Raw genomic sequence first — 15,086 nt, 5'->3', positions numbered from 1 at the left:
TTCGTTCCGGAACGGGAAGGGGGCGGCCTGTGCCGTCTCCTTTTCGATCCGGTGGTTTTTCCCCATTCTTCAGCCTTGTCCGAGAGTGATATGTCTGCCGATTTTTCAAAGCTGGCGCCGTTGTGCAAGCCCAGGGTCTCGTTTGAGTTCTTTCCACCCAAGACGCCGGCCGCAGCAGAGGCGCTGGAGAACACGGCCAGCCGGCTTGCGGCCTATGGGCCCGGATTCATGTCCGTCACTTACGGGGCGGGAGGGTCAACGCGGGACAGGAGCATCCGGACGGCCGAGCGTCTGGGGCAGCGGACGGGGGTTCCGGTTGCGGGGCATCTGACCTGTGTTGGAGCGTCGCGCCAGGATGTTGATGATGTAGCGCGGGCGTACTGGAACGCCGGGGTGCGGCATATCGTAGCGCTTCGGGGGGATGCGCCGGATATGGAAGCGGGTTTCGTGCCGCATCCGGAAGGGTATCGTTCGGCGGCGGAACTTGTGCGGGGCTTGCGGGATGTGGCGCCGTTCGAGATTGCGGTAGCAGCCTATCCGGAAGTCCATCCGGAGGCGCTGAGCGCGCAGGCGGATCTGGACAATCTACGGCGCAAGCTGGATGCCGGGGCCACGCGTGCCATCACGCAGTTCTTCTTCACGCCCGAAGCATTTCTCCGCTTCCGGGACAGGGCTGTGGCGGCGGGGATCACGGCAGAGATCGTTCCGGGAATTTTACCGATCGGCAATGTGGCCCAGGCGCGGAAATTTGCGGAGATGTGCGGCGCGCATATTCCGGACTGGCTGCTGAGGCAGGTTACGGATCTGGAAGATCAGCCGGAAGTGTGTTCGCAGGTCACGACGGCACTGGCCGCCATGATGTGCCGGGAGTTGCAGCGCCATGGGGTCGAGAGTTTTCACCTCTATACCCTGAACCGTGCAGAGCCGGGAATCGCATTGTGCCGGCTTCTGGGTCTCGATACCGTGGGATGAACAACTGAGCAGAAGAGTTCTCTCGCCGTTCCGGACATGTGATGATACGGAACCTGCGGCAGGGGATGTGTCAGGAAAGCGGACATAAAAAATGGGATGGCATCGAAATGCCATCCCATTGCTGTTGTTTCTGCAGGGTATGTGACCCTTGGGGAAACTGGTCCTTCAGAGGGTGAGCGTTGCACCGAACTGGAAGGAGCGCATGATGATCCCCTTCTGGGCCCAGGAAGAGTTGTACAGATAGGACCCGTAGGTTGCGTAGTCGTACGGTGCTCTGAAGCCGAGCAGGTTGTAGACGTTCGCATAGACGTTCAGGCGCTTGTTGACCTGATAGGACAGCGTGAGATCGACATCCCACCAGTTCTTCACGTGGCACTGGTTGGGAGCAAAGCTGTTGTTGACCTGTGCGAGAGACTGTCCGCAGCCGAGACCGGCCTGGTAGTCTTCAGACACCGTCTTGTAACCGCTGGTGTAGTAGACCGTCGGCGTGACCGAGAGCGACTTCCAGGTGAAGGTGTTGGCCCAGTTGGCTCTCCAGCGCGGCGTACCCGATGCGGACACTGCTTCCCACGGACCGATCGTGCCGGCGTAGTGCTGAACGCTGCCGTTCGGGAGGGTCAGGTTGAAGTTGCGGACATAGGTGAACTGTCCGTGACTGAACCACATCACGTCGTGCAGCGGACCCGGCAGGCGGTGCCGTGCGGAGAATTCAGCGTCAACACCATCCGTTACGAGCTTGTTGGCGTTGATATAGCCGATATTGATGATGCCCGGACGGACGGAAGCGCTCGGGTCCTGCGGATCGACCGTATCCGGGGTCACCGTGACACCAGGCGCCGAGTAGGAGCCACCATTCGCGATATAGGCTTCCGCGACGTCGCCGGCCTGGATCGGGTTAGCTGTGATGTAGCGCTGCTTTTCGATGTAGTAGTAATCGACGCTCAGGCTGACCCAGTTCGTCGGGTGGAAAACCATACCGCCTGTAACGTTGGTCGAGATTTCCGGCTTGAGGTTTTTGTTGCCGCTCGAATTGACGCCGAGGCTGTAGGCGTTCGTGTAGGCGTCGCCATTATGTTCGGCGATCCAGTCGGCATTCTTGATGGTGTAGTTCGTGTAGCCGACGTTGGAGCCGCCCGTTTCCGCGAAGCTCGGGATACGGAAGCCGCGGGAGAAGGTTCCGCGCATCGTCAGGGAGTCTGTCGGACGGAAGTTCACGCCGACCTTCGGCGAGAAGTGACGGTTTCCGGTCGAGTAATTGTCGTAACGGCCGGAAATGTCGGCATCAAACATCTTGTGGAAGGGCAGGGCGACTTCGAAGAAGCCGGACTCGACCCAGCGGCTGCCCTGCGCGTTGAACGGGTTGATGCCCGCATAAAGCTGCGTGGCTGCAACATTGTTGATCGTCGGGTTTGCGTTGGGATCGTTCAGGGCTTCCCAGCGCACGTTGCCGCCGATGGCAAGCGTGGTCATGCCGCCCGGCAGGCGGAACAGTCCCTTGCTGGCCGTCATTTCACCGGAATATTCCTGCGAACGCGAATGGGTCGTGATGTTCGGGAAGATCGAATTGACGACCGAAGCCGGCGTCTGTGACGGGTTTACGAAGTTGTACGTGCCGTCATTGACCGCGTTCTGCAGGGCGTAAACATTGGGATAGCCGGTATAGGTCTGGTCCAGAAGCGTATTCATGCCAACGAAGTTGACGTCGTACTTCCAGTCACTGCCCCATTTCGACGGTTCCCATCCGCTATAGCGGGCGGATCCACGGAAGGTCTGGCTGAACTGGGTGTTTCCGGGAACATTATTGCCGAAGGTGCCGTAGATGTTGGCGTTCTGGCCCTGGGCAGCGAAGGGATCGTTGGGGTTCAGCTGTCCGTTGGGCAGAACCGCGGGAAGCTGGATGCCGATCAGGCTGACGGACTTGTTCTGGTTAGACGTCTGGACAGGATACGGGTTGTGCGAAAGCTCGTACGTATCCGTCTGTGCGTAGTTGAACATCGTCGTGAACTGCGAGCGCGGGGTCACATTTGCGATGAAATGTGCGCTTGCGCTGATGCGTCGTACGGATGGGACGACCATTCCGTAACGCTCGCTGTTCATGGTGCAGGCCTGGTTGTTGTTGCCAACGCCACCATTCACGGTGCCTGACACGAGACCGCCACCACCGGTTGCGGAGCAGCCTGCGGAGGGGTTGAGCAGCTGCCACGGTCCGGCTGCCGTGCCATTGCTGTTGACCGGGCGGACAATCGCGTTCGGTGTGGCTACGAAATTGTTGATCGCACCGTTTGAAGCGACGTTGTAATTGCCGTTGCCGCCGCCAACTCCGGTCAGGTCACCGGAATTGTACGGATAGCCGAGCTGGCGATTATACAGCGCGTCATCCTGCTGGTATTCGGAGTTGATGTAGACGTTGTAGCCGTCACGATCGAGGTCGCCATGGCCGAATGTGGCATAGAGCCGCTGGTGACCGGTGTCGCCACGCTGGCTCAGGCCGCCTTCGGCATTGGCTTCCACGCCCTTGATCTGCCGGCGTGTCACCATGTTGACCACGCCAGCAACGGCATCTGCGCCGTACGTTGCCGATCCGCCATCCTGAAGAACGTCCGTGCGTTCCATGATGGAGGACGGCATCCACTGCGTGTCGACAAAGTTACGTTCGCCGTCATCGGACAGCGGGTAATAGGACAGGCGCTGGCCGTCCATCAGGACAAGCGTCGAGTCAGTCGAAAGGCCGCGCAGGGACGGCGCGGAAGCACCGGCCGCGAAGGCACCGTTGGCACTGAAGGCGGATGTCAGGTTGCCGGCACCATTCGATGATAACTGCTGGAGCGCGTCGGTGACTGTCTTGATGCCGCGCTGCTGCAGATCCTGCCGTGTGAGCTGCGTCATCGGGGAGGCGCTGTGCAGGTTCGGGTCGTGAATCAGCGAACCGGTGACGATGATGTTCTCTGAACCGCTTCTGGGCTCCGAGTTCCCCCGGCGGGCAGACCGCAGGACTTCAGCGTTTCCGCTATGTCGTGCGCTGGCCGCAGCGGGAGCCGGTGCAGCGGCAGGTGCGCTTGCGGTCTTTTTGACTGTTTTTTTCGTTTTGCTAGCTGTTGTTGCATCCGTATCCGCAGCGTGAGCCTTGAGGATCATCGCCGGCGTGACGACAGTGCCAAGGATGGTAGCGCTGCACAGCGTGGCGCCAAAACGGAAACGCCTTCCCATTCGCATAAAAGTAACTCCGAAAACCGCTTTGAAGCGTAAGATGCTTAATCGAAACAGTATGAGGCAGATACGCAAGCTGGAATCGTCTGTTTATGTTACGGCAGATTAACTTAAGGTATAAGTTGTGACAGATCTGCAACATGTGGTTTCATGCAAGAGGGAAAAATGATTTCCATTTTCAATGACACGGCTTGTTTCTCGAAAGGGTGGAATTGTCATTATGTCTGTACGTATATTTTATAAATATAAGCTATAATTATCGCGTAAAATTAAAGTAAAAATACAATATAAGATAATATTTTCGTTTCCAATGTTGGAATTTGTGGTCTTTTTCAGTGGCTTTCTTGCCGCTGTTTTTGTTCCGGTTTGGTTTCGGGATGCGCCCTGAAGGTTTTTCTTTGGCGATATAATAAGGCGGACCTGCGAGGAGCGGCTGTGCCACGTCTTTCCCGGGCTTGTCGGCAGGAATTTATTGTAGAATAAAAATGGTCTGCTGATTTTGTGCACCGTGTATTGTTCTGATGCATCGGGCGAAGTGAACGGATGACATGAAAAGATTCGCAGATCTTGGCCGGGTGATCGCATTCTCTCTGGTTGCACAGTCGCTTTCCGTAACACCCGCCCTGAGTCAGTCGGACGTGTCTGGCCTGATCGATCTGTCGCAGGATCGTACTGGTCAGACCGGAGCGGGATGGCACCTGTCATTTGGGGGCGGGCCGCAGAAAGACGAGGTGCTGACGGCGCATCCCGACAGTGGCTTCACGGGGCGGGATGCCCTTCGTTTCGATGTGACGGGCAGGGCGGTTTCAGCGGTTATTGCGCATCCTTCAGGTGCGCAGCCGCTCAGGGTCGGTGCCCATGGTGTTTTCAGCTATCTGATCTTTCCGGTTTCCGATCCGCGGTCTCTGACTGATCCGGCGACATTTACCACGCTTGATATCGTCTTTTCCGATGGAAGCCGGGCTTCGGCTCTGGGCGCGCGGGATCTTTCGGGAGCGGCGCTGACCGGGCGAGGTCAGGGCAATGGACGCGCGCTCTATCCCAATCAGTGGAACCGCGTTGAGGTGCCGCTCGGGGCTATTGCTGCGGGCAGGACGGTGTCGGCGATTGAAATCCGGTCGGACGCGCCAGGCGGTGGGCCGTATCACGTCTATCTTGATGACGTGGCGATCACGGACAGCGGGGAGACGCAGGCGCGCAGTCCGGTGGACTGGGTGGATACAAGGCGTGGCACGAATGCGAATGGCCGGTATTCGCGCGGGAACAACTTTCCGGCTGTTGCGATGCCGCATGGTTTTAATTTCTGGACGCCGGTTACGCGCGGTGATTCCAACTGGCTCTATCAGTATCAGGAGCGTAACGGCGCAGATAACCGTCCACGCCTTGAGGCCCTGTCGCTCAGTCACGAGCCCAGCCCCTGGATGGGGGACCGTCAGACGTTCCAGATCATGCCGGTCCCCGGCAGTGACGTGCCGTCCGCGGACCGGACGGCGCGGAGCGTGGCGTTCGATCATGAGCATGAAACGGCACTTCCCTACCGCTATGCCGTGACGCTCGCCAACGGGATCGTAGCGGAGATGGCGCCGACCGATCATGCCGCGATCATGCGCTTTCGCTATCCGGGAGCGGAAGGGCAGCTCGTTTTCGACAACATCAATGATCACGGGCATCTGGTCATCGCACCCGACGGCCGAAGTGCGGCGGGTTATACGGATGTGGCCAGCGGGCTGTCCACGGGCGCGACGCGGATGTTTGTCACGCTGGCGTTTGACCGTCCTGCAAAAGCACAGGGGCGGCTGACGGGTCAGAAGCGTGACGATGTGGAAGCCTGGGCGTCGTTTGATACGCATGACGGGAAGTCTCTTGAAGTCCGGATTGCGACATCGCTCATCAGTCTCGAGCAGGCCAGACGCAATCTGGCCATGGAACTGCCGCCGAGCATGACGTTCGATGCGGTGGCGCAGGCTGCGAAAGAGGCCTGGAACAGTTGTCTCGGGCATGTTTCGATCCCGGGCGCGGCGGAGGATGAACAGGGGACGCTCTATGGCAATCTGTATCGCCTCTATCTGTATCCCAATGAGGCGCATGAAAATGTCGGAACGGCTGAAGCACCGCGCTTTGCGCATGCAAGCCCGTTCGTGACGCCAGCTGGCGCAAATACGGACACGCGGACCGGGGCACGGATCGTGCCGGGCCGGCTCTACGTCAATAACGGCTTTTGGGACACCTATCGTGCGGCCTGGCCGGCTTATGCGCTGCTGACGCCCGGAGAAGCCGGCACCCTGATCGATGGCTTCGTGCAGCAGTATCGGGAGGGAGGCTGGATCGCGCGCTGGTCATCGCCTGGCTATGCCGATCTCATGACGGGGACGAGCGCGGATGTGGCTTTCGCGGATGCCTGGCGCAAGGGCGTGCGCAATTTCGATGCGACAGGCTTTTATCGCGCGGCTCTGAAAGATGCGACGGTGGTTCCGGATGATCCGGGCGTGGGCCGCAAGGGGCTGGCCCGCTCGGCCTATCGTGGCTTTACGGATACCGATACGGACGAGGCGCTGTCCTGGTCGAATGCGGCGACGCTGAATGATTTCGCGCTGGGCGAGATGGCGTCTGATCTTGCAGCGACCACATCGGGCAGTTCTGCGGCGCGTGCGGATTTTGCGGCGGAGGCCTGGTATCTGCATAACCGGGCGCTCGATTACATCCGGCTTTTTGACCGGGATGTCGGGTTCTTCGTGGGGCGTCGGCCGGACGGAACGTGGCGTGTGGCGAAGAAGGACTTCGATCCGCTGGCCTGGGGCGGGGATTATACCGAGACGAACGCCTGGACGATGGCGTTCGATCCCGTGCAGGACGGGCGCGGGCTTGCCAGTCTGTACGGCGGGCGGGAAGGGCTGGCCCGGAAGCTCGATGCGTATTTCGCAACGCCAGGGGATTATCATGTTGGCGACTATGGCGGCGTCATTCACGAGATGCGGGAAATGCACGACATCCGGATGGGGCAGTACAGTCACAGCAACCAGCCGGCCCATCATATCCTTTATATGTATGATTATGCCGGGGAGCCCTGGAAAGCGCAGGACAAGATCCGTGACGTCATGAACCGGCTCTATCGTGGGTCGACGATCGGACAGGGCTATCCGGGTGATGAGGATAATGGCGAGATGTCGGCCTGGTGGGTGTTCAGTGCGGCCGGGTTCTACCCGCTGCGGATGGGGACGCCGACCTATGCGATCGGAGCACCGCGTTTCGAGACGATGCGCCTGTCTGTGCAAGGTGGCAGAACGCTGACGATCCGCGCACCCGGTGTCAGCGACGAAAACCGCTATATCCAGTCCGTGACGTTCAATGGTCATCCTCTGACGCGCTGGTGGATTTCGCAGAAGGATATTGATGCGGGTGGGGAGCTGCGCTTCACCATGGGGCCGCGTCCCTCACAATGGGGCGCTGACGAAGCGGCTGCGTTGCCGTCGCTGACAAGCGGGCAGGAGCAGCCCGATCCGGCGGCTGATCTGATGGATATCGCGGGTGCGCGGGTCACGGGCCCGGCTGCGGCATTTGATAATGATGCGATGACGAAGGCCGTAATTCCGGCGACGGGGCTGTCTGTTGAACTGCCTGTTGCAACACGGGTGCTGGCCTATACCATGACATCCGGCGATGCCGTAGCGCGGACTCCGTCCTCATGGGAGGTGCTGGCTTCTGACGATGGCGTACGGTGGGACGTGATCGACCGGCGGCGCGGAGAGCATTTTGCCTGGAAGCATCAGGTCCGGCCGTTCCTGCTGACGGATGAACCTCCGCATCGTTTCTATCGCTGGGTCCCGCATGACGGGCAGGGAAGCGAGATCGGTGAGTTCGAACTTCTCGGGCATGATGCCGGCCAGAAACGCTAGGCGGGCCGGTTTTTTCTTATTACGGTTTTTTCGATTTCTCATGGTTCTGGTCGGGTCGTTTCAATGAAGCATTATTTCCTGTGCGTTCTGAGTGTTGCGGGTTCGGTTCTCCTGACGGGAGGGGGGCTGCATCCGGTCCGGGCTGATGACGGAGCAGTGTCCGCGGTTGATCCGCGGATTGGAACCGGAGGAGCGGGGCATACCTTTCCGGGGGCGACGATGCCGTTTGGAATGGTTCAGGTCTCACCCGATACGGATATGAAGGATTTCAAACATTCCTATCCCTGGGCCGCCGGGTATCAGTATGACGATCCGACCATTCTGGGTTTTTCGCACACGCATTTTTCTGGTGCGGGTCATTCCGATCTGGGCGATGTGCTGGTTATGCCGGTTTCGGGAGACGTGCGGCTGGAGCCGGGGGATGCGGCGGTGCCGGGCAGCGGGTATCGGTCGCGTTTCCGGCATGCGACCGAAGTGGAGCATCCGGGGTATTACGCGGTCACGCTCGATGATTATGGTGTGCGGGCCGAACTGACGGCGGGCCAGCGTGTGGGCTGGCATCGCTATGCGTTTCCAAAGGGCAAGCCTGCACATCTGCTGCTCGATCTGCGGCCGAGCATCTACGACTATCCCGGTAAGGTCAGCTGGGCGCGGCTGCATGTCGCGGCTGACGGCACCGTGTCAGGATGCCGTATGACGCGCGGGTGGGCGCCCGGGCGGGTGCTGTGTTTTGCCATGCGGTTTTCGCGGCCAATGGTGGGCCGGACGCTCTACAATCGTGAGACGGATGTTCTATACAAGGGCTTCAAAGGTCCGGGCAATCGGGCTGTGGATCAGGATGCGCAGAACGGTCGTGCACTTGAGGCGGTCTTTGACTTCGGTAAGCCTGATGCGCCTCTGATGGTGAAGACAGCGATCTCGCCGGTCAGTGAGGCGAATGCAGTCGATAATCTTGATCGTGAAGGGCAGGGCTGGGATTTTGATGCGCAGCGCGCGAAGGCACAGGAAGCCTGGAAAAGCGCGCTTTCGATCATGGATGTGGACGGCACGGCCGATCAGCGGACACAGTTCTATACGGCGCTGTATCACGTCATGCTGGCACCGACGCTGAGCATGGACGCCAATGATGAGTATCGCGGGCCGGATTATGAAGCGCACAAGGCGAAAGGGTTTGATTTCTATTCAACCTGGTCGACATGGGACGTCTATCGCGCACAGCAGCCTCTGCTGGCGCTTCTGCGGCCTGATCTGAGCTCGCAGTTCGTCCAGTCCCTGGTTGCGGCGGCGAAAAACAGTCCGTTCGGGCTGCTGCCGGTCTGGTCCTATCAGGGGCTCGAGACCTGGTGCATGATCGGGTATCATGCGGTGCCCATGATTGCCGATGCCTATCTTGCGGGTGTACGGGGCTTTGATGCCGAGGCCGCGCTCAAAACCATGGTGCACAGTGCCACTTATGCGTCCTATGGCGATCTCGCCGATTACATGAAGATCGGTTACGTGCCGATCGACAAAGAAGCCGAGGGCGCTTCAAAGACCCTTGAATATGCCTATGACGACTGGGCGCTGTCACGAATGGCCCGCGCCATGGGGCATACGGATATTGCCAGTGAGTTCGAGCGGCGGTCCCATAACTGGCGCAATGTCTGGGATCCGAAATCGGGCTTCATGCGGGCGCGCAAAAGTGACGGTCAGTTCCGGATGCCGTTCGATCCCGCTTCGGCCGCCTATGGCAGCGATTATACGGAAGGCAATGCCTGGCAGTATTCCTGGTATGTCCCGCAGGATATTCCGGGGCTGATCTCTGTCATGGGGGGCAGGACGCCGTTTATGGCGAAGATCGATACGCTTTTCGATGCGAAAGTGGATCCTGCGATTTTCAAAAATGTCGAGGATATCAGCGGTCTGATCGGATGGTATGCCCACGGCAACGAGCCGGACCATCATGTCGCATATCTTTATGACTATGCCGGTGCGCTTTGGAAGACGCAGCAGCGTCTGACACAGATCATGCAGACGCAGTATGCCGTTCGCCCGGACGGGCTGGCTGGAAATGACGATCTCGGTCAGATGTCGGCATGGTATATTTTCACCGCGCTGGGCTTTTATCCCGTCACGCCGGCGAGCGGAGAGTATGCCATCGGACGGCCGTTTGTTCCGAAGGCTGTGATCCACCTTGGCAACAACCATACTTTTACGATGATCGCCGAGCATCTTGATGCGCAGCACCCTTATGTCGGGTCCGTCACGCTGAATGGTCGGCCGCTTGAGACGCCCTTTCTTTCGCAGAAGAGTGTTATTGCAGGTGGGGAACTACGCTTTGTGATGCAGGAACAACCTTCCCGCTGAAAAATCGAAATCCCGCATCTTCATGACTGATGCGATCCACCGCAAGGCAGATCGCATCGCGTGAAGTCTGTTACGAATTCTGAGCCTGAAAATGTGGTCAGAGTTCTGGATGTTTTGAAAAATCTCCTGATCAGGGACTTTTGCCAGAATGTTCTTGATAAAATTGAGCCTCAAAACAGGTTCAACAGAACAGTCTGAACATTTTGCAAAGTCCCCGAAGGAAGAGTGATATAATAACTGCTACTCTATACAAACATGGTGGTTAAAGACCTGTTTTTTACTGGCATGCCGTTGCGCTGCGGTAAAGCTGACCGGCAGCGTTGAGGCAGGCGAATGCGTTTCCAGAGCCCGTCAGGGTCGTAGAAGTAATCGCGCCGGCCACGTCCAGCGGACTGTTGGACTTGATATGTCCGTTACGATCCGACTGAAGGTACAGATGGCCATTGCCGTCAGCCGCGATATGAGCCTGCGTAACCGCAGCGGACCCATTTCCGATCTGATAATACGTCGTGCCCTGTTCGTAAGTATTTTTGGCGACCACGTTGTTGATCGTTGCAGTGAGGTCACCAATGACACGAAGGCTGTCCACGCCGGCATTCGTAACGACATCAATGCCGCCGGTATTTCCCTGATACCCCCAAACAAGACGCGCTGTCGGGCTTCCGCTGCTGCCAAGGCTTCCCTTGGTCCCGTCAACATTACCGCCCAGATTGATCGATGTAGTCGTCCACCCGTTCGTGTTGTCGGTTTCGCGGTTCAGCCACATGCCCCAGTGCATGTTGTTCCCGTTTGCGTACATATTATACTCAAACGTCTCGGCCTTGTTGTTCAAAGCGGTTCCAAGCATGCAACCGCCCGGAAGATGGTAGCCACCACTGTCGATTGCGTTCTGTCCGCAGACATCAGCTATCTCCAGATAGTTCGGAAGACCATCAGCGAGTTTGAGGCCATAGCTTTCACTGGTCAGGATGCTCGGCTTCGTATTCGAACCGCCGATGGTGTAGCCATGGAATGAAACGCTTTGGTCCGGCGTATTATCCACGTTGGCCGTGTTGAAATCCATTTCCTCGCCCTCAAACTGTCGGACAGAGGATGTTGCAGGCTGTCCCGTATCGCCCGTGCGGGAGCCATCATAGGTCATATAGGTGTTCCGTCCGAACATCTTGGTCGGGGCACCGATGAACACATAAGGCGATGTGTAGTTCTGCCAGTAATAGCTTTCGAGCGAGGTCATGCTCGGCACCGCCCCGGAGGACTTGCTGCCAAGTGGCGCCCATCCATAGACCGTAATCGTCAGCCCATCGGAGGAAACGCTTTTGATAATACCAGCGTAATAGTCTTTCTGAGGCAGGTTGGCGTCGCCAATGACACTTGAACCCAGACCAGGAACAAGAGAGTTCGTGGAAATGAACATGCCCTGTTTGACGTGCAGAAGCTGCGCGGCATTGAGCGCCGTGGAAAGCACGACGGAGTTTGCCGTATAAGAGGCGACCGGAAGTGCCAGGCGTGCGTTCTCGGTTCCGGCTGACGCAAAAAATGCTGCGACGTCAAAACCCGATGCGACCTGGCCGCCCCGGTAATCATCGCCTGCAAGAGCCGCGACGATGGTGTTCTGGTATGCTGCATCAGTGTACACGCAGAGTGAGCAGCCTGCATTATATGGCCCGGAAGGGCTGCCACCGACGACCAGATTGACCGGAAAAGCCGCCCAGTTCCCAAGCGGACTGCCGGCTAGATTCGGCTGCGGATAGGCCCCGAGATACACATCTGAGTTGCCACCAAAAAGGAATGGCTGTTTCGTAACGGAATCAACGGCCTGAGGGTCTGTGCCGATCTTGACTGCGGAGATAAAATTCCCATTTACAAACGGACCTGTGGCCACCGGGAAAGTATCGTATCCGTTAGCGTCAAGACTTGGAATGCCGAGCGGCTTTCCAATCATGTCAGAGCTGATGTTGTTGCAATATTTGGGAAAACCATTGCTATCCAGCCCACAGGCTTGCGAGACAACGACGGACTGATGCCACTGACCGTCATTCCCCTTGAACGTGGGGACTACGGGCTGGTTGTTACTTCCTAATGCTGAGGTGACTGTGACGCTTTTATAGCGATTATTCTCCTTGAATGCCTGTGAAATAGTGTCGGCTTTTGCTGAAAAGCAAAAAAGCAATAAAAGGATTGGGTACAATAAATACAATGGATTTACTGCCATATTTGTGAGGAATTTTCATATGGAAACAGCTTTTCCATACTATGCCTTTATGCCACAAATCGCGTTCAATGGCAATAATTTTTTAGATAACTGTGAGTGGGATCTACAGGTCTGAAGATGAATTTCAGATAGTGCGAATTGTCTGTTGGAGAAGAAAGAAATAATCTTTATCGCTTATGGAATAATCAGTAGGTCTGAATCTGGATGAAAAGAGCTATTAATTTAAGGACTAATATGTAAATACTTATTTGTTGTTTAATATATTTAATATTAATTGACGAAAATCCTTTCGGAATGCTGTGGATCTGATCCACTGTCTCTTTCAATAACACAGTAGGATAGGTCGAGCACGGTACGAAGTGATCTGACAAGTCGGGATTAGACGATGATTAGTCTGCTTTCGCCTTCTGAGCACGGAAAGACGGTCTGCCCGGTCGGAGGCGATGGCCTTTTTCCAGTATATTCTACATATTTTGTACGAAGACGACGCGCATGAACACGACGGCAAATAGCACTCTGTCAGCAACGCCGTCCCGCCGGGATTGCAGCATTTTTTGGAAAACGGGCTGGGCGCTATCAGAGCTAAAAATCCAACGGCAACGAGAAAATTATTTCATCCAATTCATTCTTTGAGACAGGGCTAAAAATTGCTATACAGGTCAGTAACTTGGCTTCCATAATCTTGAGTTTGAGAAATATTTATTATGAAGACAGCTATTATTTTCAAAACTCATATATGGGATAATATTGTCGAGAGAAATTTCCTCTTATGTAAGGAAAATAGTAAAAATTCAGATATTTTTATTATTTTTGACCCTGTTCTTGGTCGCCCACTTCCTGAAAAATATCAAAAGGAAGAAAAAGTTTTCCTTGTTCCGTACTCTGATATCGAAAAACTTGGTCTTGAGTATGGTATGGACGAAAGGCGTGGAGGGTATTGGTATAATGGAGACTATCACCAGAACCTTTTCATACTATCCCACCCTGAATACGACTATATCTGCTCCGTTGAAAATGATGTGGCGACCCATCTGTCAATAGATGATATTTTCTCTCAGATGGCTGCAAAAAATGTAGACGTTATTTATCATCCCCAAACACAGCCAAATGAACAGTGGAGCCATCTTGAAGGTAGTATAGGCTATACTGATACTTCTGAATATATTCACAAAGGACTCTTCTGTGTTTCGTTTTTTTCAAGAAGAGCGGCTTTCTACATTTTGCGGCGTCGTATGGAAATGTCGCACCTGAAAAGGGAGAAAGGCCTCTCTACATGGCCGATTGGTGAGACGGTCATGGTACATGAACCCGTTCAAGCCGGAATGAATGTAGATCTTCTAATCAATTATTGTGATCATCTCCAGATGTATGACTGGGCCCCCTGTTATTTGGAGTGCGAAGAAATTTCTGCAGAAGGCAGAACATTTATTCATCCGGTCACAAATCTCAATAATAAATTTATCATTTCAAATTTCTATCAAGACTATCATGCGATGTTTTCAGAAATGGAAGTTATTGAAGGAAAATCTCGCCACAGGGCGCGTATTATAAACGATCTGGAAATATACAGCCGTCTTTTTAATTCGGTACATGCGCAATGGTCTCCAGACCGATGGGAACCAATACTGCAAGACGCCGAAACATACCTTAACAAGGATGGAAAAGAGATTCTTGGCGGTAAAAACATTTTAGGTTCAGAAAATATTATGATCCCGGCTGCGCAGAATCCGCATCATATCGACAAGATTTTTACATCTGCACTTCCTAACTGGGACCAGAGATACGCAGTTTCATTGCAGCCGGATGAAATCATGCATGTGGTTATCCCAGAACAGGCTCAGTGCCTGACAGCAATAATTGGAACGACGCAGGATAATATTCTGGAAAATATGAGAGCAGTACGTTCAGACAATGAAAATCTGGAGATTGAATATAGAAAATCGTGGCGAGGAATGCATTTCTTCAGCGTGAACATTCCAAGTGGAACGAATGCCTTCTGCATTAAAGCTCTTTCCTTCTCCTTGGATCTATATTCACTTAGAGTTATCTCAAATGATGATTTTACTTAAATAACAAATACAGGGTCTATCTTGAGGTGATCATCTCAAGATAGACCTTCTTCATTGCAAGAGATCGGTTTGTCATTGGCTGACAAGGTATCGTGAAGCAGCAGAATGGGTCTTTTTTGCATTCGAAGCCTCAAGAGGCACGAACAACCGTACTGCCGATCATGTGTTGCAAGCCATAAGTCAGTTTCAGATCGATAAGGGGATGCAGCAGAACAGCCCGTATCTTTGTCCGGTTCAATGCTAAAACCGGTCAGATATGGAGTTCAGCTGACATGCCCCCCTTTTTGTTACCACTCAAAAAGAGAGTTTCCGGTTTTTATGGTTTGGGGTTGATGGGATGACAAGCGTCTCGGGGGCATGCCCCCGAGACGCTTGTCTGGCGACCTG

Annotated in this window: 6 protein-coding genes; 4 read left to right on the top strand and 2 right to left on the bottom strand. The window is 55.3% G+C overall.

Annotated elements, in window-relative coordinates:
- The first annotated feature begins 90 nt into the window (after positions 1-90).
- Positions 91-972: a methylenetetrahydrofolate reductase [NAD(P)H] gene (metF, locus tag HKD24_RS12685; protein ID WP_194260612.1), complete on the top strand. Its 882-nt coding sequence runs from the start codon at positions 91-93 to the stop codon at positions 970-972.
- Between the two features lie 165 nt (positions 973-1,137).
- Here metF and HKD24_RS12680 read toward each other — a convergent pair whose 3' ends face one another.
- Positions 1,138-4,179 (bottom strand): TonB-dependent receptor domain-containing protein, encoded by a 3,042-nt coding sequence (locus HKD24_RS12680; RefSeq protein WP_228124393.1) that lies wholly within the window; start codon positions 4,177-4,179, stop codon positions 1,138-1,140.
- A 548-nt stretch (positions 4,180-4,727) separates the two neighbouring features.
- On the opposite strand from HKD24_RS12680, the gene HKD24_RS12675 reads away from it, so the two are divergent.
- Together HKD24_RS12675 and HKD24_RS12670 are read left to right on the top strand one after the other, a co-directional pair.
- Positions 4,728-8,072: a GH92 family glycosyl hydrolase gene (locus tag HKD24_RS12675; RefSeq protein ID WP_194260610.1), complete on the top strand. Its 3,345-nt coding sequence runs from the start codon at positions 4,728-4,730 to the stop codon at positions 8,070-8,072.
- Between the two features lie 63 nt (positions 8,073-8,135).
- A complete protein-coding gene (locus HKD24_RS12670; RefSeq protein WP_194260609.1) occupies positions 8,136-10,418 on the top strand; it encodes a GH92 family glycosyl hydrolase in 2,283 nt (760 codons plus the stop codon).
- 277 nt (positions 10,419-10,695) lie between these two features.
- On the opposite strand, the gene HKD24_RS12665 is transcribed toward HKD24_RS12670, so the two are convergent.
- Positions 10,696-12,054, bottom strand: coding sequence for a hypothetical protein (locus HKD24_RS12665; protein WP_194260608.1), 1,359 nt, complete (start codon positions 12,052-12,054; stop codon positions 10,696-10,698).
- 1,280 nt (positions 12,055-13,334) lie between these two features.
- Between HKD24_RS12665 and HKD24_RS12660 the strand changes: the two genes are divergently transcribed.
- Entirely contained in the window at positions 13,335-14,699 is a 1,365-nt protein-coding gene (locus HKD24_RS12660; protein WP_194260607.1) for a hypothetical protein, read from the top strand.
- The last annotated feature ends 387 nt before the right edge of the window (positions 14,700-15,086 follow it).

The organism is Gluconobacter vitians, assembly GCF_015244565.1.
GTDB classification, from domain to species: Bacteria; Pseudomonadota; Alphaproteobacteria; order Acetobacterales; family Acetobacteraceae; genus Gluconobacter; species Gluconobacter vitians.
This window is presented reverse-complemented; position numbering and strand designations above follow the sequence as displayed.

Excerpts from the sequence above, each read along its gene's own strand:
- HKD24_RS12680 (WP_228124393.1), bottom strand. The coding sequence starts at position 4,179 with ATGGGAAGGCGTTTCCGTTTTGGCGCCACGCTGTGCAGCGCTACCATC.
- HKD24_RS12675 (WP_194260610.1), top strand. The coding sequence starts at position 4,728 with ATGAAAAGATTCGCAGATCTTGGCCGGGTGATCGCATTCTCTCTGGTT.
- HKD24_RS12670 (WP_194260609.1), top strand. The coding sequence starts at position 8,136 with ATGAAGCATTATTTCCTGTGCGTTCTGAGTGTTGCGGGTTCGGTTCTC.
- HKD24_RS12660 (WP_194260607.1), top strand. The coding sequence starts at position 13,335 with ATGAAGACAGCTATTATTTTCAAAACTCATATATGGGATAATATTGTC.
- metF (WP_194260612.1), top strand. The coding sequence starts at position 91 with ATGTCTGCCGATTTTTCAAAGCTGGCGCCGTTGTGCAAGCCCAGGGTC.